This window comes from Peribacillus sp. FW305-BF15, assembly GCF_058783805.1.
Genome location: NZ_JBYSYV010000007.1, coordinates 62,753 through 82,675, shown reverse-complemented (window position 1 = coordinate 82,675; position 19,923 = coordinate 62,753). Strand labels below are relative to the sequence as shown.

Sequence of the window (19,923 nt, the reverse complement as noted above, 5' to 3'; positions counted from 1 at the left end):
GTATATGAACAATGTCCTGCTACTTACAGATAAACTCATAACAGGCGGAGCTGAGATGTATTTTTGCAAATTGGAAAACCATCTCCAGGATGAAAACATGACGTTTTACTCTGCTGCTGCGACGGGGGAATTGTACAAGCAAATTCATAACAAACAACAATTCATTCCTTTAAGCTTAAAGAATCACCTTGCCAACCTTAAAATACTGACTAAAGAAGTCAGCTTAAAACACATCAATGTCATTCATGCCAATAGTTTACGAATGCTGCTATACTCGATCGCCATCAAGAAACTGACAAGAAGAAATATCAAGCTGGTGTATACCAAGCATAATGTAACCATCCTAGAAAAAAAGATGCCCTTTCTATTTAAAAGAGTGCTGAATCAGCATGTGGAAGAAATTATCGCTATTAGTAATTTTGAACGGGATAACTTACTTCAGCTTGGTGTTAGGAAGGAGCTTATTCGGACGATTTACAATGGCGTAGATGTGGAGCACTTTTCTTTTAAACAATTACAGCCTAAAGAAACCTTCAATGTGGGAATCTTAGCCCGCTTATCAAAGGAGAAAAATCATGAACTTTTCTTAAAAATCGTTAATGAATTAAAGGATGTACCTAATGTGATGTTTTATATTGCTGGTGATGGACCGGAGCGGGATTCTGTAGAAAAAATGATTAAAGACTTAAAGCTAAGCCATAAAGTGATGCTCCAAGGCAATTCCTCTAATCCATATGAATTTATATGCAATATGGACGTACTTCTTTTAACATCACTTAGAGAAGTTTTTCCGATGGTCGTCCTGGAAGCAATGGCAGCCGGAACACCAATTATGTCAGTCGATGTAGGCGGCATTAAAGAGGCGGTTGTGGACCATGAAACCGGGATTCTCATTTCACAGCATTCAGAACAGGAATTTGCCAAACAAATAAAAGCGCTTCAAGATAGTGTAGATTTAAGACAACGCTTGGGAAGTAAAGCGAGACAAAAAGTAGAAGAATCCTTCTCCCTCTCGAATATGATTCATTCTACAATGAAAACCTATCAATGAACAAAAAACAAACGATGACCTCGTTTGTTTTTTGTTTTTTATACCTATACATACTTTTTGGACAAGCATATGCTATATAACATCACCATAAAAGGAGCGTTATATATGGCAGACCCACACAACCTCCCTGAGGATTGCCAGAACAGGAATGTCGCTAATATAGATTGTTTTGGCGCCGATCCGAATCTAGGGGATAATTCACCAGCCATTCAAGCAGCGATTGATTATTGTGTAGATAATAACTACTCTAAAGTTGTCATTACAGGGAAGAAACAATATATCCTCTCCTCCCCCATTGTCATTAAGCAAAATGTCCATCTAGAAATTGATCCGACGATAACATTAATAATTAAAGGTAATTTCCAGGTTTTTGAGCTTCAAAAGGATGCTTCCCTCTCCGGCGGGACGATTGAAGTAGTCGATACCAGCTTCAATTCATCCGTAATTTTTCTTTCCGGGGCGCAGCAAATAGAAATCCATAATCATACAGCTATATCCAATATCAATATTATTAATAGTACAACAACATATCAAGGTATCGCCATCCATTTATACTGTAACAAAGCATGGGATTTCATCAGCTTCTTTAAGGCAAGCTCCCTCCAAATTACAAACTTCCATACAGCCCTCTATTTAAAAACTGAAAAACTATCAAATGTAGATACCCCATGCTGGATTAATGCCAACTCCTTCGAGTCCATCTTTATAGATGGCTGCCAGTACGGAATCGAGATTGTCGGAAGCAGTGATCTACCTTACGAAATTTCGGGCAACACCTTTACTGGAATTCAAGTTCAAAGCCGAAAACAAACGAAAAAAGTCATTCGATGCTCAGGTGCTTATAATATATTTGAAGGCATCATATGGGATACCTACCGTATGGATGCTCCCCCGCTCGTGATTGAATTCTCCTCCACTTCCCATCACAACTACCTAAGCTCGAATCAGGTATCCACATCCATCCTTGATCGCGGCCAATACAATCGATGCACATCTCCTCATGAAGAATCGCTCCAAGTAATTCCACCTCTTGCCTTAGGAAAAGCCCATCTGGTCGGGAATCAAGACGATATTTTAGTAAGTGCAAACGTTCGCTACGCAGTACGTCAGCTTTCTGGAAAGGCTCCTTATGGAGGAAATATCAATAACTGTTTCAATTTACTCGATGAGCAAAGTGTAAATTACCTCGATGTCCCTAGTTCCCAACCGGTAGTGATTGAATTGGATTTTACCAAACAGCCTATTAAAATGCTAAATTGCTTTGGTATTTATTTTGGATGGAATGAAAGTCCCAGCCGAGTATTAATTGAATATCAACAAAGCTTAAATGGACCATGGATTGCAGCTAAAAATCTCCCTTTTAACGCCGGTAACACGGTTATCTCAGAAGCAAGAGCAGAAACACTGTATAAAATTAAACTGACCTTAAGCGGGTATACACAAGAGCACAAACGATTCCGGATCAATCGAATCTTCGCAAGATCATCGTTACAGCAAGGTGCAGCTTGGCTACCGACTACAGGCGGAACATTATATGGAGATTTAGAACTTCAAAAGGGAAAAGCTGTGACAATGGCTTCACCAAACGGAACTAAGTGGAAAGTGACTATTAATGATCAAGGTCAAATTATCACTACAAAGCTATGACCATTAAATATAAAAAAACTGGCATATATACTCTTTATCCAAAGAGGAAAGGATTATTCCCCAGTGATAAAGAACAATAGTACCAGTTGATTAATGGTTATTAATGTTATCTCCAATTACATTACAGGGTGTGTGCCTATCCATTAGCTGCTAATCACCCTTTTCAATTTTATTATTGATTCAAGATATTGGCTTGGCCTCTGTCAGTGATTTTGCTCATATTCAAGGATGGGATATCAATGATAGTGCCCATGCTATTTTCCGTAAGTTCAATAATATCGTTTTGAAGTGTGATTTTGTCCAGATCCCAAACCATGCCCTCAAACTTATTGTATTGCCCATTTACCTTCAAAATGCTCTTTGTTTTCCCTGAAGGCTGTATCTGTAAGTTAGTAAATTGATTACCACTAACCTCATTCGGTACGGTAGAGTTACTATCTATGTAAATCATATACACACAATCTTCTAAGGAAAGATTCAAAAAACGATTAGCATTGATCCAGGCCTTACCAGAAGACGGTTCTTCAGCTATTAACTTTACTCCAGTCTCCATCCCAGCAACCTTGACATTTTCAAAGTTCACGAAAGAAATCTCATGTTCCTTACCGCCAGCATATAAAGATATCGCTGTACCCTGATTACTCTCAGACCAATTAATGATATTTACATCCTTCACTTTCGTTTTGTTCCAGGTATTATAATATTTATACTTACCATCTAAGTAAATGACCTCTGAGTTAAATTCAGCATCATTAATCACTACATAAGCACCTTCGATGGAAGCATTCTGCTCAAGCTCAAGCACCCTAAAGTTCCCCTCAACAACAAACTTCGTTCCGTATCCAAATAGCAGCTTAACACCTTTCCTAACGATGATCGGGGATAAAATCGTATACTCCCTATCATCCAGCATAACCGTCTTTAACTTATTGGCCTTTGCATGATCAATGGCAGCCTGAATCTTAGCAGAATCATCGGACCCTTTAAAATCTTCAACGTATATCTTTTCTTTGTGATTTGATAGAGAATGTTTCTGCTGAAAAATGAAGAAAACAATCAGCAAAAAACATAAGGAAAAAACGATGATTTTTTTCATGAAATTCATCCTTTTTAAAGTTTTTTATTTAGGTGACTCTACAGGAGATAAGAGTCTCCCATCAATTTTTGCATAATAGTTTCAGTAACTGTCAATATTTAAAAGTACAGACAGCTAAAAAATGTTTCAATATTAACAAATATGACTGAAATGTTTGTGGGCTTTAATTATGAAGGAAATGTAGGACTATCACGAGGTATATATAATAATAGAAGAATCCCTTTTCGAGTTAAAAAAAAAGACAAAGAGCTTTCAAAAACACTCTCTGTCTCTATTAATCTTAGAAAATTCTTAGGGCCTGGCATCAAAAAAAATTTCATACCATTTATCAGTTTACTATTGTTACTTTTTATTATAATATTCCACATACCAATTTGCGAACTTTTGCAAACCCTCTTCTATTGAAGTTTCCGGTTTAAATCCGACAGCCTTCTGCAGCAAATCAGTAGAAGCATAAGTGGCAGGTACATCTCCAGGTTTGATTGGTTCGAAAACCTTATAAAATTCTATCTCCTTACCTAGAGCATTACTTAAACATTTCTCCAAAGCTCCAATGAAAGCCATCAACTTTTCAGGATTGTTGTTTCCTATGTTAAATACTTTGTGAGGAACAGCATTTTCTTCAACTGAAGGATTGGAAAGAAGCCGCTCAATTCCTTCCACAATGTCATCAATGTAGGTGAAGTCTCTATATAGATCATTATCAAAATCACCATTATTAAAGATCTTAATTGGTTCATCAGCAAAATACTTATCCGTAAATCCAAAGTAGGCCATGTCCGGTCGTCCCATAGGGCCATAAACCGTAAAGAAACGGAGTCCAGTTGCTGGGATATTATATAGATGACTGTAAGTATGGGCCATCAATTCATTGGATTTCTTAGTCGATGCATAAAGCGATACAGGATTGTCCACAAAATCCGTTTCTTCAAATGGAACCTTTTTGTTAGCTCCATAAACTGAACTGGAAGAAGCATAGACAAGATGGTCGACAGGATAGTGCCTGCAAGCTTCAAGTATGTTGTAAAAACCAATGATATTACTTTGAATGTACACATCTGGATTCTCGATCGAGTATCGTACTCCCGCTTGTGCAGCCAGATTTACTACAATATTAGGTTTATACTCTTCGAAGATATTGGAGATCATCGCTTTGTCAGAAATATCACCCTTAATAAAGGTAAATTTCTCATAAGGTTTAAGCTGCTCCAAACGAGCATATTTAAGCTTCACATCATAGTAATCATTTATATTATCAACACCGATCACATTACAGCCCTGTTCTAATAGTTTTCTTGATAAGAAAAAACCGATGAAACCTGCCGCTCCAGTAATCAAGTATGTTTTACTAGGATCTAGGGATTTGTAATTCAACTTGTTTCGACTCCTTTATAGCTTCTCTACTTGCAGGTTTTCTTCCAATGGAGTGATACTCCACACCTGATTTTTGCATTTCTTCAACATTATAGATATTTCTTCCGTCATATACTAAAGGAGTCCTCATCAACTTTTTATATGTTTCAGGAGTTAATGCTTTCACTTCTCCCCATTCAGTAAAAATAAAACAGACATTTGCACTTTCTAAGGCATGCTCTATATTCGCAACATACGTGATACTGCCTTTGCCATTTTTACCTTCTGGATACACTCTAGCAAAATTCTCTGCTCCAACAGGATCAAAAGCATAGATATCGGCACCTTGTTCTAATAATAAAGGCACGTTCTCAAGAGATGCAGCCTCTCTTAAATCGTCAGTCCCAGGCTTAAAAGTCAATCCTAGTACAGCTACCTTAAGACCATTAAAAGTAATGAGCCTTTTACTAGCTTTTTTATACAGCATCGTCTTTTGGTCCTTGTTCACATCAATGGCGGCTTTGACGGTTTTAAGCTCGTAACCGTTTTGTCTTGCCAGATACTCCAATGCTTTAGTATCCTTTGGAAAACATGAACCTCCATAACCAATACCTGCGTTTAAAAACTTGCTTCCGATACGATTATCAAAGCTCATTCCTCTTGCGACATCCTGAACATCCGCACCAACCAGTTCACATAGATTGGCAATATCATTCATATAAGAGATTTTAAGAGCAAGAAAATCATTTGATGCATACTTGATCATTTCTGCGGATCTTCTATTGACTGAGACAACTGGTAAATGAAATGGCTCATAGATATTCTGCATGAGTTCTTCAGCCCATTTACTTTCCGTTCCGATAATAATCCGTTCGGCATGCAGTGTATCATGCACAGCAGAACCTTGTGCCAAGAATTCCGGGTTCGATACAACTTCAACTTTTACATCATTAACTAAAAAGTCTTGGATAAACTGCTCAACTTTATCATTCGTTCCTACAGGAACTGTTGATTTGACAACTACTAAACAGTCCTTTTCCACCGATTCAGCAATTTGTCTTGCAACGGTTGCGATATAAGAAAGATTGGCTGAACCATCAGCTTGCTCTGGAGTTCCGACACCGATAAAAATTGCATCCGCATCCCTGTAAGCTGTTTTATAATCAGTCGTATAATCAATCCTTCCAGCGGCATAATTCTTTTGCATTAAGTCTTCTAAATCAGCTTCATAGATAGGAGAAATTCCAGACTTCATTACGTTTACTTTATTTTCATCTATATCAACACAAGTAACGTGATGACCAACTTCGGCAAAACATACACCGGCTACTAAGCCGACATAACCTGTTCCTGCTACTGCTAATTTGAACATAGTTGCGCCTCCCTTCTCTCTTTTGTACATAGGATAAGAACCGTAATATTTCTTCTTAAATAGACTTATTACACAAAGAAACACGAAATACTAACAGTTCTTACAACAATTTTATGATTTTCTCCACACAACTCTATTAACATAATCCGTATATGACAAAATTATTCTAAGCACCTTATCCGATACATTAGGCATACTATAATCTCCAACAAGCCTTAATGTACTTCTTGCTTGTGTTTCTAATACTTCTAAACCCTGTAATATTCTTTCCTTTTTCAAACCAACCATCATAACCGATGTTTCTTCCATTGCTTCAGGTCTTTCATGAGCTTGTCTAATATTGAGTGCTTTAAATCCAAGAATAGAAGACTCTTCACTAATTGTTCCGCTATCACTAAGAACTGCCTTAGCTTTTGTTTGAAGCTTCACATAATCATTAAACCCTAAAGGTTTCATCGTTTTTACTAAAGGATTAAACTCTATCCCTTTAGAATTAATCATATTTCTAGTCCTAGGATGGGTACTCATAATTACAGGCATATTGTATTTTTCGGCTATTAAATTCAAACTATCTACTAAATTCATGAAATTAGTTTCTGAACTAATATTTTCTTCCCTATGGGCAGAAACTATAAAATATTTCCCCTCTTCAAGATTCAATCTCTCTAATACATCTGATTCTTCAATGTCATCTTTTCTTGAATTGAGGACTTCAAACATTGGACTTCCAGTTTTTATTATTCTATCTGCAGGTAGTCCCTCTCTTAATAAATATTCTCTAGCAATATCACTATAAGTTAAATTAATATCAGCTGTATGATCAACTATTTTTCTATTAGTTTCTTCTGGTACTCTTTGATCAAAGCATCTGTTGCCTGCTTCCATATGGAAAATAGGAATTTGTCTTCTCTTAGCTGCAATAGCACATAAGCAGCTATTAGTATCACCTAGAATCAAAACAGCATCTGGTTTTACTTCTTCCATAATAGGATCAATTCTAATCAAAATATTCCCTATAGTTTCTACTGCTGTTCCGTTTGCAGCATCAAGGAAATAATTGGGTTTTTTAAGTTTAAAATCATTAAAAAACACTTCATTTAATTCATAATCATAATTTTGACCAGTATGAATAAGTATATGTTCTACAGCTTCTGACTCTTCCAATTTATTAATAACAGCAGATAATCTTATAATCTCAGGCCTAGTGCCCACGACTGTCATTACTTTTAATTTCTTCATTAATTATACCTCCAAGAAGTAAGTATCTGGTTTTTCTGGATCAAAACATTCATTAACCCACATAACTGTTACAAGATCGCTTTCTCCTACATTTACAATGGAATGTGTATATCCAGTAGGTATATCTACAACTTGTAACTTTTCGCCGCTTACTCTATATTCAATAATTTCATCTGAATTTATTTTTCTAAATTTAATAAGTCCTTCTCCACTTACTACTAAAAATTTTTCATTTTTAGTATGATGCCAGTGGTTTCCTTTGGTAATGCCAGGTTTTGATACATTTACTGACACCTGTCCTCTCTCAGGAGTTCTTATAAACTCTGTAAAAGAGCCTCTGTGATCACAATTCATTTTTAAATCATAGGAAAAGTTGTCTTCTGGTAAAAAGCTTAAATATGTACTGTAGAGCTTCTTTGTTAATGGGTCTTCCATATCAGGAATACTTAACGCTACTCTACTATCTTTAAAGCTTTCTATACGTTCAGCTAAATCCCCTAATTTAATAGTATGTGTTGTTTTTACAAAGCAATATTGTCCCTTTTTAGTCGGATTTCCTTCTAAAGCGTTTATAAACTCTGCTAGAACATCATCAATATAACAGAGTGTTAATACGGCATCATGATTGTTAATTTGAATATCAAAATTTCTTGCAATATTATAACAATATGTTGCTACAACCGTATTGTAGTTAGGTTTACTCCACTTCCCAAATAAATTGGGAAGTCTATATACGAATGGCTCCGCTCCTGTTTGATGACTATATTCAAACAGGACATCTTCACCAGCTTTTTTGCTTCTACCATATGGATTATCTTTTTCAGCCTGTATAGACGAGGTAATAAGCACGGGTGATTTATTATTATGCTTTTTTAATAGCTCTAGTAATTCAAGCGTAAAATGGAAGTTGCCTTGCATAAAATCTTTTTCATCGTCAGGACGGTTTACTCCCGCCAAATGAAAAACGAAATCACATTCTTTTGTATAAATATCTAATAAAGACGGTTCAGTTTCTCTCGTAACCTTAAGAATATCTTCAAAGCCTTTATTTTGTAATTCTGCAATTAAATTTTTCCCTACGAATCCATTTGCTCCTGTAACGAGTATTTTCACTTTATAAACCAACCTTTCTAAGTACCTAAAAAGTAAACATATTAGATGAAGCTAATATCTGAATACGGATAAGGCGAAATAATTGCTTCATGTATTATTATTATTTTGAAGAAAGTACTTTCATATCCTTGAGTTCATTTTGAACATACTCTAATTCAAGTAGTTTTTCTTTAATCTGTTCTATACTTAAGATTTGCGTATTATGAGAGTTATATTCTTCTTCAGTAGATAACTTTTTATCTCCTTCAGCAAAATATTTATCATAATTTAAATCTCTTTTATCTGCTGGAACTCGGAAGAAACCACCTAAATCCTCTGCAACTACATACTCTTCTCTTGTTAAAAGTGTTTCGTATAACTTTTCTCCGTGTCTTGTACCAATAACCTTAATCTCATTTTCTGCATTAAATAATTCTTTAATGGCTTGAGCTAAATCTCCAATGTAACTTGCAGGTGCTTTCTGTACCATAATATCTCCAGCTGCTGCATTTTGGAACGCAAATATAACTAGCTCGACTGCTTCTTCAAGACTCATAAGATACCTAGTCATATTAGGGTCGGTAATGGTTAAAGGCTGGCCACTTTTGATTTGTTCAATAAATAACGGGATGACAGATCCACGTGAGGCCATTACATTACCATACCTAGTTCCACAAATAAGTGTTCTTTCTTCATCGACAGTTTTTGCTTTAGCAACAAAAACTTTTTCCATCATGGCTTTTGATATCCCCATAGCATTAATTGGATACGCTGCTTTGTCAGTTGAAAGGCATATGACCTTTTTGACTCCGTAATCTATAGCCGCTGTTAAAACATTATCCGTCCCTAAAATGTTAGTTTTCACAGCTTCTAATGGAAAGAATTCACAAGAAGGCACTTGTTTAAGAGCAGCTGCATGGAAAACATAATCTACTCCATGCATAGCATTTTTAACACTTGCCAAGTCTCTAACATCTCCAAGATAAAACTTAAGTTTATCGTTATTAAATAATTTTCTCATATCGTCTTGCTTCTTTTCATCACGTGAAAAAATTCTAATTTCTTTTATATCAGTATCTAGGAATCTTTTCATAACAGCATTACCGAATGAGCCGGTTCCTCCAGTTATTAATAATGTTTTATTTTCAAACATGTTTATACCTCTTTCTTTTTTTATCTAAACATTTTTATTCTGCAATAATTTTACAGCAATATATAAGTTTAACTTAGAAAATTAACATTCGAAGTTCAATCCAGCATAAAATCTTCAAATTCCTTTATATAGTTCTTATAATGAAAAGAAATTTTCGCTTCTTCACAAGCCTTATTACTCATTTGATAAATCTCTCTATCACTCAATTTTATAACTCTTTGTAAACCTTCAATTATAGAGTTTAGTGAATTACCTTCCAAAACAATTCCATTTATATTATTTTTCAAGAACAAATTTATATCCCCTGTATAATTTGATATAACAGGAGTTCCTACTGACATGCTCTCAGCAACTTTTGTTGGAAAACCTGCATTAGAATTCAAAGTACTCTCTCTTGCTAGAATTGTAAAGTCAGCTTTTTTGACAAGCCCCAGTGCCTTATCTCTCGAAACTTTTCCATAGGTAGTGATATTATCAGGAGAATTCTCATTTCCTAACACATTATTTAATAGAGACTTTAAATAATTCTCATTTGGCCCCACCAAGTGGAGGTGTATACATTTCTTTAAATCTTCATTGCAAGTGACCGCTTTAATTATTGAGTTTAGTTCATCTTTTTTATTACCTGGAAATCCAGCATAAACAATGTTTAACCTTCTTTTACTTTCCATATTTATTGATTCATCTATCTTCTCATCAATATCTAATAGAGTTGGTACTCTCAATGTGGCTATACCTTGATTAGAATAAAACTCTTCTAACAGTCGACTAATTGCAATAATATAATCAGCTTTCCTATAGTAGTGTTCTCTTGTTAATTTATTATGCCAATAGAAAGGGCCATACTTTCCGAGAGGAAATTGTGTATCATTGAACCATTCACAGATTTCAACAACTAATTTAGCAGAGTTTTTCTTACAGAATTTTCTTATAGGGAAAAAAAGTCGAGAATAACCTCCTGTAACTATTACTACATCTGGTTTAATTACATTGGAAAGAACTGAATTTAATTTAGTACTTCCCAGAACTAAATTTTTTAAGTTTGCTAATTTTCCCGTTATAGTAGGTGCATAGTGAAAAACTTTAATTCCTTCAAGATTGATCCAATTTGTTTTTTGGTTTTTTTCACCTGTCGACATGATTGTAACATTGTATCCAATAGCTTGATAAATTTTACATATAAAATATATTCTAGTCGCATGTGCTGAATTAGATGGGAATGGATTATTAGTAACATATAATAAATTTTTTTTCACTCTAATATCTCCTTTTTTAAACTTTATTGAACTTATTAATCAAACAAAAAATAAATTCACCCTTATTATTTTATTTTTATCAATAAATCCAATTTCATTTCTGTGTTTTATATTTCCTTAACTTTTTTCCTATGTAAACTACGAAAATCAACAACTAAGAAAAGTAAAACATAAATTATATCGTGATTTCCAATTGTTAAAAACATAAGAGAAGAAAGATATACAAATACAAAAATAAATCTAGGGTTAAACTTAATATTAATAGGCATTCCTTTAAAAATTAGTTTTAGAACAAAAAAGAAAATTAGAATACCTACAATACCGAATTCAAATAATTTTTCTATTATTCCATTGTGTGGAGTATTAGATATACCCAGTAGATTACTTATTGCAATTATATTATTTGCACCATAACCTAAAAAGAACCCTAGGAAATCATTACCAAATGCTGAAAAATATTCATTCCACAGATCAACCCTTCCGGAGGTTAATCCCATATCATTTACATCTAAATTGATTCTGTAATCGATCATTTGTTTTATTACAATATAACCGCCTAAAACCGATACATAAAAAACCAACATTGGTATTAAAATTTTTTTGAACCTTAATCTTTGAGCACTTAGTTTATCATCTAGATACCTGAAATTATAATAAAGAAATAAAGCAAGCAGTATAACTCCCATAATAATAAAAATTCTAGAGTAAGTTAAATAACCAAATACTACTAAAACCAAAGTTAATATAAAACCGAGTTTTTTATTGATACTATCTTCTATTATTAAAGTTACAATAAAACAGATTCCTATCATTATTTGTTGTGCAAACACAGTAGGTTCAATAACTGCTCCTCCATATCTATATCCGTAAAATAAATCTGTGTACATAGATGGGTATTTCTCAATTGCTAATAGCAATGCAGCTTCAAAGAAAATGATGGGTGCAAAAAAAGATAAAATTATAGATATAACATAAACCACAGAAGATCTTATAAACATATCAATTTCATATTTAACAACATATCTTATTGAAGTATAAACAAACAAAATCTGTATATAAAAAGGTATGAGAAAAGTAAAGTTATTAAAGTAGTACATAGCAACTATTACTTGTAGGATAAATAAAAAAATAATAGACAATACTAATTTCATATTAAACTTCACAAGTGTTATAGTTTTGAAACAGAATATAAGCATCATGATTGGCAAAACTGTATAAAAATCCATAGAATAAATAATCATATTATTAAACGGTAAAACTTGTACAATCATAATAAGTAGCATTCGAGGCCTTACCATGATTGCTGAAAGAATCAAAACTATGAAAGAAAACTTATACAAAGGTTCATTATTAATATTGATGCCATACATTCCAATAAATATGATTACATATATAAATATAAAAAATAAGACTGCCTTTTTCATTTCTCTCCCCTTCTAAAATAACTAATACATTTTCGTTATCCTTATTCTTCAAAACTTTTATGGGTGTGTACAGCTTCTATTTAATACTATAGAACTTTCTATATATGCAGTAACATGTTGTCATACTTATTAAATATATTACACCCGAACCAAGATATGCATAAGTCAATCCTATTATCTGATATTGAGGAATTAACACATATGAAAGCATAGCTAAAGTTATCCCTGTTATAATAGCCCCTATCATTAACATTCCGCCGTAACCTTTTGCCCCTAAGAAACGATTAATAAAATCACCTAATCCTAAACAAATACCATACAATGCAAAAACCTTCATATAGAAAAGAGAATCTATATACTCTACTGAAAAAATAATTAAAAATAATTTATCTATTAATACTAAGAATAGAAGGTATGCAACTAAATTGAAGCAAATAGTAAAAGAAAATAATTTATATGATATTCTTTTTCTTGTTACATTAGATTTGTATAAAACTGAACCAAGAGTAGAAGCAAGCATCTGAAATGGAATTACAAAGCTAAATGCTAAAGCAAATAGACCGTATTCTTGCATCCCTATTAAACTACCACTTATTAGTCCTACCAATTGTCCGACAACAACTCCAAATAATGAACCAATGTACACTTTAAAACCAAATGACTTATTCTCTTCTTTTAAAGCTCGAAAACTTTCAGAAAAACCTACCCTAGAAGGCTTGCACATATATATTCTATATATAATAGCTATACCATTAATCACAATATAGGGTATAAGCAATGCTGAAACATTTGTATTTTTCAATACATAAATTTGAATGATTATTGTTATAAAAAATAGGGTTTGTGGTATTAAATCAAATATAGCAAGTGAGAACATCCTATTCTGACCAGTTAAAATTGATTTAACGGTTAATTGTATCGTAGATAACAAAATAAAAGGGGTTAAATAAACTAGATACCATGATATATTTATCATATCAACATTATTTAATCCATACATTAATGGCGTAGATATTAAAATATAAACAAATGCTAGAAAAGTGGAAACTTTTATTCCATATCCACTAATTCTCCTTTGCTCTGATTCTTTACTTTTTGCTGCAATTCTTCCAACAGAATTAGCAAAACCAAAATGAATTATTCCAGGAATCAATAAAAGATAACTTACAACATAACGGTATTCACCAAATACATTTGGCTCTAATTGCTTAGCTGCAACAATGTTTATTAAAAAACTTAAAATAATTATTAAGAAGCTTGATATTAATTGAACAATTGTTTGATAAACATATTTTTTTTTGTTTTTATTTTCTGTTCCATTAATAAATAATTTTTTATTGTTTAACTTTATTTTCAATTTATTTTATCCTTCTTTTAGATTCTTCAATTGTATAATTCCATTGCTTTACTACAACATCCATATTAAAATCTTTTGATTTTTTTTCCGCCTCCTTTGCAAGCTCCTTTCTTGTTTGCTCATCTTCTATCAACAATTTTATTGCTTTTATAAGTTCTTTTTCTGATCCTATAGGTACTAGTAATCCATTTTCTCTATTTTGAATCACCTCGTTTGAACCAGCGCAATCAGTTGAGATACATGGTAAACCCATCATCATAGCTTCTAATAAAGCATTTGATAGACCTTCATAATTAGAGGAGAGAACAAATATTTCTGCATCTGATATTTGTTCATGAATGTTAAATATATTTCCGGGCAATAAAACAGACTTTGTGAGACCTAGCTCTCTGATTAGTTTTGTAAGTTTATCCCTTTTCTCACCTTCTCCATATATATATAAATTATATTCTGGAAAATCAGCATGCACTTTTTTAAATGCTCGAATTAATAATTCATGGTTTTTTTGCTCCACCAAGCGACCCACAGTTACTATCTTTTTCTCTTTATTTATTGAAGCTTTTACAGTTACATTAATTGGATTTGCAATAATTACACTATTCTTTTGTATTCTTCTAGAAAAGTAGGATTGAGCCCATTTTGTTTGGAAAACTACCCTATCAGTCAAAGGATAGAGTAGATTCGTTGCGACTCGTACAATTTTAGATCTCCCATCAGCTCTAGGATCATTTCGCTCAGATACAATTATTCTTTGATTTAACCCAATACAAGAGAGTATTGTAATAATATTAATACGGGCAATAAATGAAACCACTCTATCTGGCTTGTTTTCAATAACATACTTTCGAATAGTCTTTATCCAAGTTGGTAATTGACTAATTCTAGAATTGTCTTCATTTCCTATTGGTACTACATTAATACTTTTATTTAGTTCATAATCATTACTGTCGTCAAGAAGTGTTAGAATATCTACCTCCCATCCTCTTTTAGCAAAATTGTTTGCTAAAAGAGATATTACTCTCTCCGCTCCGCCTCTTCTCATACTTCCTATTAAAAAAACTATTCGTCTTTTATTATTATTGTTATTCATTTTTCGGGGTACCCCTTAATTTATATATTCATTATATAATTTTCTCATTTCTTCTTTAACAACAGTGTTATCGTACTTTTTAACTTCTTTGAAATTCCTTTTCCCCATTAACTTTCGGAGATCATCATCAGCTACTAGTTTTTCTATACTTGTTGCAAATCCTTCAACATCTTCAGGCTTGTTCAAATATCCACCATATCCATCTTCTATGAGATCTGTATTCCCTCTTATTGATGAACAAATGATAGGTAATCCCGTAGCCATTGCTTCCATTACAGAAACAGGTAGTCCTTCTTGATATGAAGGGAATAAAAAAAGATCAGAGGCTAAGCATATTTCAGGGATATCATTTCTATACCCTAAAAACTTAACATTATTTTCAATACCCAAATTTTTGCTAAGTTCTTTCAAATAATTTTCTAATTCTCCTCTTCCACAAATCAAATATACAAATTTTTTGTTCTTCAACTTTGCGATTGCTTTTAGAGCAGTCTCATGATTTTTTCTCTTTATCATTTCACCTATTGATAACAGAACTACATCGTTCTTTTTTATACCTAGCTCCGCACGCTTTTCTTCCCTAATAGTTTTAGATGTTAAAAATTTATTGGTATCAACGCCAATTCCAGGAACATATATAACTTTTCTTGCTTTAAATGTTTTCCCTATGTCATAGTCCTCTTTATTAATTGTTATCAATACATCAGTAAATTTAGATAAGAATCTTTCAACCGGATAATACACCAACCAATTAATAAGTGATGCTCCTTTATAAAAATGAAAACCGTGAGCAGTATATATTACTGATGAAATCCCCAATGATTTAGATACTAACCTCGCCAATACTCCGCCCATAGGAGAATGACAATGTACTACATCAAAACACTCTGACTTCATTAACTTTTTAAGTTGACTATATGCTTTTATATTTTTTATTGAGAATGGTGATCGCTGTATATCAAAAGGATGTCTAATTATATCTAATTTTTCCAATCTCTCATTTGCATCACTAAAATTAGCAGCTGCATGTATCTCATATCCAAGTGATTTAAGAACTTCTATATTACTTTGTTCAAACAGATAAAACTGTCTACTTACTGTTGATACAATCAAAATCTTTTTCATTTAAATCCCCCGACTGAACATTTTAAAATCTCCACAAATGATAGACTTGATGGCACTCTACTTGCTTACAACCAAGCTTATGATAAAAGTTAATTGCACCCATGTTCCGCACTTGAGTACCAACTCTTATTTCACCGCAGCCTCGCTTATGTGCTTCATTTTCAACTGCTTTGAATAAACTTGTACCAATACCACCTTTAGTAACATTTTGCGACACAGCAATAAGTTCTATTACACAGGCATTACCTGAATAAGAATGTAATAAAAAACCGTTTAGATCACCATTCTCGTCCTTGGATAACGCATAAAACTTCTCGGACTTATCAAATGAATTTATAAGCCATTTACGGTAAACTTGATCGCCCCCACGTTTAGCCAATTCCGGATCCTCTGTAAACTTCGAGAATTGAAAATCTGCAATCTCAATCACTTGATCATTTCTCTTTAACGATTGATGAACTGTAATGTTTTTTGGCAATTCATGTGGACACTTTATCTTTTTTTTCACAAACTGAATATTCACATCTGCCAAAAACGCAGAAGTATCTTTCCCTATCATCAGTGTATTAACTGGTTCGGAATTTTGATTCACAATTGATATAAACTGATAATCACTAAATCTAGTTTTCAGTTCATCCCATTCATTTAATGTAAGAGGCCTATTTAAAATGACTCTGGCGCTAGTGACTCCAAAATATTCTGTATCCCATTCTAAGTCGTAGAAGGATACCGCTTTCTCAGTTATTTCCTCTTTCATTTATTCTCTTGCCTCCTACATACCTATTCTCTTGTTCTCACTTGACTTTTTACTATTTTCAGAGACAAATACATCTTCACGCTTCAATACTGATACTGCAGTTTTAAAGAATATTTTTATATCAAGCCAAAAGGTTAGGTTATCAATATAGTAAATATCGTGTTGAATACGTTCTTTCCATGGAACAGTATTCCTATAATAAGCTTGATTTAAACCAGTTACACCAGGTCTAACCTCTAACTTACGATTTTCATTACCCTCGTATAGCTCTTCATGTTCAGGCAAATCTGGTCTAGGTCCAATAATACTCATGTCCCCTTTAATAATATTTAAAAGCTGGGGTGTTTCATCCAAACTTGTCTTACGAATAAACTTACCTATTTTAGTTAATCTCGGATCATTTTCTGCATTAAATGTAGAACCATCTTTATTTCTTATATCCGGAGCGTTCACTTTCATAGAACGGAATTTATACATTTCAAACACTTTTCCATTCTTACCAAGTCTTGGTGCAATATAAAAAATTGGCCCTTTGTCTTGAAGGTAAATAATCGGACTAATAATAGCTAAGATAATAAACCAAAATGGTAGTGCTATTACGGCTAGTATTAAATCAATTCCTCTTTTAAAAAAGATCTTATACATTGCGTAGCCCCACTAGAGATTTAAGACTTAAGACTTTATTTATTGTTTTTTTGAAAATCTCCATAATATACTCCACATCCTCATCACTAAGTAGTGTATGAAGTGGCAATGTAATCTCATTCTTATAAACATCAAAAGCATTAGGATAATCCTTAATATCAAATCCTAAATTTTTATAAGCCGTAAACATTGGCAATGGCTTATAATGGACATTACATGCAACACCGGCCTCAGCCATATTTACGATTACTTCATTTCTCTCAGCTTCCCCAATACCAGGTATCCTCACTAGATATAGATGACCTGAAGAAGAAAAATCATCACCATAATGTTGTAAGCTTTGAATACCTAATGGTAATAGTGCTTTATCATACATCTCAATAATCTCTTTACGTCTTTTAATCAGACCTTCATATCTATTTAACTGAATTAAACCGAACCCAGCCATTATATCGGTCATATTGCACTTGTAAGCAGGATAGATAATGTCATATTCCCATGCGCCTTTTTGTGTTTTCGCAAATGCATCTTTAGATTGACCATGAAGACTGTAGAGCATGAATTGCTTATAAAGCCATTCATCATCTAACCCAATTTCATTACTCCAAACAACTGCACCACCTTCAGCAGTAGTCAGGTTCTTTACTGCGTGGAAAGAGTAGCAAGTAAAATCAGCAATTTGACCACTTTTCCTACCTTTTCTCTCAGCTCCAAAAGCATGAGCAGCATCAGTCATTACAATTACTCTATTAAATAACTCTTGAAGTTTATTATTAGCCTTAAACAGTTCTTTTTTACTCTCCACTATTTCGTATATCGCATCGTAATTACACATCTTTCCAGCTATATCAACGGGAATAATAGCTTTTGTCTTCTCATTAATCGCATCAGTAAGTTGTGAATAATCCATTTCAAAAGAATCTGGAGCGGTATCAACTAGTACAATTTTTGCACCCACATGATCTATAATGGAAGCAGATGCAGTATATGTATATGCCGATGTAATGACCTCATCTCCTGGGCCAATTCCTAAAATACGAAGAGTAAGCTCCATAGCTGCTGTTGCGGAATTTAAGCAAACAGCTTTATTTGTCCCTACAAATTCAGCTATTCTTTTTTCAAACTCTTTTGTTCTAGGTCCAGTTGTAATCCAACCAGACTTCATTGCTTTTATGACTTCTTCAATTTCCTCATCTGTAATATCTGGCGGAGAAAAAGGTATATTTCTAACTTTTATGTCAACCACTTTGGTTTCCTCACTTTTTCAATTTTAGGTTTTTATTATTTTGAATTTTTCTTAACTTAGCCGAACCAGTAAGGCAGAAAAACTACCACCGGGTCAATATGCCTGATTAATAGGTCATCCTATTCCTATGCATTAATCTTTTTTGTAGAAATTTCCATAACCATTTGTTCTAAAAACTCTATTAATTCATCTTTAATTTCTTCGTTCTTAAGGGCAAACTCTATCGTCGTTTTCACAAACCCTAACTTCTCCCCAACATCATATCGTTTTCCTTCAAAATCATAAGCAAAAACTTGCTGTGTCTGGTTTAACTGTTGAATCGCATCTGTTAACTGAATTTCCCCGCCTGCACCTGCTTCTTGTTGATCAAGCATATTGAAGATTTCTGGAGTAAGGATATATCTTCCCATTATTGCCAAATTGGAAGGAGCTGTTCCTAAGGCTGGTTTTTCTACAAAGTTTTCAACTTGATATAGTCGTCCATCTTGAAAAGCAGGTTCTATTATCCCATAGCGATTCGTTTCTTCCTTAGGTACAGTTTGAACTCCGATAATTGAATTGTTTGTTTCCTCAAACTGATTCATTAACTGCTTTAGGCAAGGAGTTTCACTCTGGACAATATCATCACCTAAAAGTACGGCAAATGGCTCGTCCCCAATGAATTTACGTGCACACCATACTGCGTGACCTAACCCTTTTGGTTCCTTTTGTCTAATGTAATGGATATTAGCAAGTTTAGAAGAATATTGTACTTTATTGAGCAACTCTACTTTTCCTTTTTCCAATAAGTTTTGTTCGAGCTCTGGAGCGTAATCAAAATGATCCTCAATCGCACGTTTTCCTTTTCCAGTTACGATTATTATGTCTTTTATACCTGATGCAACAGCTTCCTCCACTATGTACTGAATCGTTGGTTTATCAACGATTGGCAGCATCTCCTTTGGCATCGCTTTTGTGGCAGGCAAAAAACGAGTACCCAACCCGGCTGCAGGGATAATTGCTTTTGTGATTTTTTTCACT

Annotated in this window: 17 protein-coding genes; 2 read left to right on the top strand and 15 right to left on the bottom strand. The window is 33.5% G+C overall.

What is annotated here, in order from left to right; translation table 11 throughout:
* Positions 1–4: 4 nt before the first annotated feature.
* A complete protein-coding gene (locus AC3WLU_RS09115) occupies positions 5–1,051 on the top strand; it encodes a glycosyltransferase family 4 protein (RefSeq protein ID WP_492597167.1) in 1,047 nt (348 codons plus the stop codon).
* A gap of 105 nt (positions 1,052–1,156) precedes the next feature.
* Positions 1,157–2,698, top strand: coding sequence for a hypothetical protein (locus AC3WLU_RS09110; RefSeq protein WP_492597166.1), 1,542 nt, complete (start codon positions 1,157–1,159; stop codon positions 2,696–2,698).
* 172 nt (positions 2,699–2,870) lie between these two features.
* Here the strand turns inward: AC3WLU_RS09110 and AC3WLU_RS09105 are convergent, their stop codons facing one another.
* The 15 genes from AC3WLU_RS09105 to galU all read right to left on the bottom strand — a co-directional run bounded on the left by AC3WLU_RS09105 (position 2,871) and on the right by galU (position 19,922).
* Positions 2,871–3,794 carry a hypothetical protein gene (locus AC3WLU_RS09105; protein ID WP_492597165.1) on the bottom strand — a complete coding sequence of 308 codons (924 nt, stop codon included), beginning with the start codon at positions 3,792–3,794 and terminating at the stop codon, positions 2,871–2,873.
* Positions 3,795–4,136: 342 nt separating this feature from the next.
* Entirely contained in the window at positions 4,137–5,168 is a 1,032-nt protein-coding gene (locus tag AC3WLU_RS09100) for an SDR family NAD(P)-dependent oxidoreductase (protein ID WP_492597164.1), read from the bottom strand.
* Positions 5,143–6,519, bottom strand: coding sequence for a UDP-glucose dehydrogenase family protein (locus tag AC3WLU_RS09095; RefSeq protein WP_492597163.1), 1,377 nt, complete (start codon positions 6,517–6,519; stop codon positions 5,143–5,145). Before AC3WLU_RS09095 ends, AC3WLU_RS09100 begins: the two co-directional genes overlap by 26 nt.
* A gap of 111 nt (positions 6,520–6,630) precedes the next feature.
* Positions 6,631–7,758 carry a non-hydrolyzing UDP-N-acetylglucosamine 2-epimerase gene (gene wecB / locus AC3WLU_RS09090; protein WP_492597162.1) on the bottom strand — a complete coding sequence of 376 codons (1,128 nt, stop codon included), beginning with the start codon at positions 7,756–7,758 and terminating at the stop codon, positions 6,631–6,633.
* Between the two features lie 3 nt (positions 7,759–7,761).
* A complete protein-coding gene (locus tag AC3WLU_RS09085; RefSeq protein ID WP_492597161.1) occupies positions 7,762–8,871 on the bottom strand; it encodes a capsular polysaccharide biosynthesis protein CapF in 1,110 nt (369 codons plus the stop codon).
* Between the two features lie 100 nt (positions 8,872–8,971).
* The gene (locus tag AC3WLU_RS09080) at positions 8,972–10,003 is read right to left on the bottom strand and encodes a polysaccharide biosynthesis protein (RefSeq protein WP_492597160.1); all 1,032 of its coding nucleotides are present in this window, start codon (positions 10,001–10,003) and stop codon (positions 8,972–8,974) included.
* Between the two features lie 95 nt (positions 10,004–10,098).
* A complete protein-coding gene (locus tag AC3WLU_RS09075) occupies positions 10,099–11,259 on the bottom strand; it encodes a glycosyltransferase (protein WP_492597159.1) in 1,161 nt (386 codons plus the stop codon).
* A gap of 107 nt (positions 11,260–11,366) precedes the next feature.
* Positions 11,367–12,683: an O-antigen ligase family protein gene (locus AC3WLU_RS09070; protein WP_492597158.1), complete on the bottom strand. Its 1,317-nt coding sequence runs from the start codon at positions 12,681–12,683 to the stop codon at positions 11,367–11,369.
* A 76-nt stretch (positions 12,684–12,759) separates the two neighbouring features.
* The gene (locus AC3WLU_RS09065) at positions 12,760–14,040 is read right to left on the bottom strand and encodes a lipopolysaccharide biosynthesis protein (RefSeq protein ID WP_492597157.1); all 1,281 of its coding nucleotides are present in this window, start codon (positions 14,038–14,040) and stop codon (positions 12,760–12,762) included.
* 1 nt (position 14,041) lies between these two features.
* A complete protein-coding gene (locus AC3WLU_RS09060; RefSeq protein WP_492597156.1) occupies positions 14,042–15,130 on the bottom strand; it encodes a glycosyltransferase family 4 protein in 1,089 nt (362 codons plus the stop codon).
* Between the two features lie 15 nt (positions 15,131–15,145).
* Positions 15,146–16,255 carry a glycosyltransferase family 4 protein gene (locus AC3WLU_RS09055; protein WP_492597155.1) on the bottom strand — a complete coding sequence of 370 codons (1,110 nt, stop codon included), beginning with the start codon at positions 16,253–16,255 and terminating at the stop codon, positions 15,146–15,148.
* 22 nt (positions 16,256–16,277) lie between these two features.
* Complete coding sequence (locus AC3WLU_RS09050) at positions 16,278–17,012, bottom strand: GNAT family N-acetyltransferase (protein WP_492597154.1); 735 nt, start codon at positions 17,010–17,012, stop codon at positions 16,278–16,280.
* A 15-nt stretch (positions 17,013–17,027) separates the two neighbouring features.
* On the bottom strand, positions 17,028–17,657 hold the full coding sequence (locus tag AC3WLU_RS09045; protein WP_492597153.1) for a sugar transferase: 630 nt from the start codon (positions 17,655–17,657) through the stop codon (positions 17,028–17,030).
* The gene (locus AC3WLU_RS09040) at positions 17,650–18,903 is read right to left on the bottom strand and encodes a DegT/DnrJ/EryC1/StrS family aminotransferase (protein ID WP_492597152.1); all 1,254 of its coding nucleotides are present in this window, start codon (positions 18,901–18,903) and stop codon (positions 17,650–17,652) included. The genes AC3WLU_RS09045 and AC3WLU_RS09040 overlap by 8 nt, the downstream gene beginning before the upstream one ends.
* Before the next feature lie 125 nt (positions 18,904–19,028).
* Entirely contained in the window at positions 19,029–19,922 is an 894-nt protein-coding gene (gene galU, locus AC3WLU_RS09035) for a UTP--glucose-1-phosphate uridylyltransferase GalU (RefSeq protein WP_492597151.1), read from the bottom strand.
* Between the last annotated feature and the right edge of the window lies 1 nt (position 19,923).

Coding starts and splice junctions, on each gene's coding strand:
- AC3WLU_RS09115 (WP_492597167.1), top strand. CDS start 5: ATGAACAATGTCCTGCTACTTACAGATAAACTCATAACAGGCGGAGCT.
- AC3WLU_RS09110 (WP_492597166.1), top strand. CDS start 1,157: ATGGCAGACCCACACAACCTCCCTGAGGATTGCCAGAACAGGAATGTC.
- AC3WLU_RS09105 (WP_492597165.1), bottom strand. CDS start 3,794: ATGAAAAAAATCATCGTTTTTTCCTTATGTTTTTTGCTGATTGTTTTC.
- AC3WLU_RS09095 (WP_492597163.1), bottom strand. CDS start 6,519: ATGTTCAAATTAGCAGTAGCAGGAACAGGTTATGTCGGCTTAGTAGCC.
- wecB (WP_492597162.1), bottom strand. CDS start 7,758: ATGAAGAAATTAAAAGTAATGACAGTCGTGGGCACTAGGCCTGAGATT.
- AC3WLU_RS09080 (WP_492597160.1), bottom strand. CDS start 10,003: ATGTTTGAAAATAAAACATTATTAATAACTGGAGGAACCGGCTCATTC.
- AC3WLU_RS09070 (WP_492597158.1), bottom strand. CDS start 12,683: ATGAAAAAGGCAGTCTTATTTTTTATATTTATATATGTAATCATATTT.
- AC3WLU_RS09060 (WP_492597156.1), bottom strand. CDS start 15,130: ATGAATAACAATAATAATAAAAGACGAATAGTTTTTTTAATAGGAAGT.
- AC3WLU_RS09055 (WP_492597155.1), bottom strand. CDS start 16,255: ATGAAAAAGATTTTGATTGTATCAACAGTAAGTAGACAGTTTTATCTG.
- AC3WLU_RS09050 (WP_492597154.1), bottom strand. CDS start 17,012: ATGAAAGAGGAAATAACTGAGAAAGCGGTATCCTTCTACGACTTAGAA.
- AC3WLU_RS09045 (WP_492597153.1), bottom strand. CDS start 17,657: ATGTATAAGATCTTTTTTAAAAGAGGAATTGATTTAATACTAGCCGTA.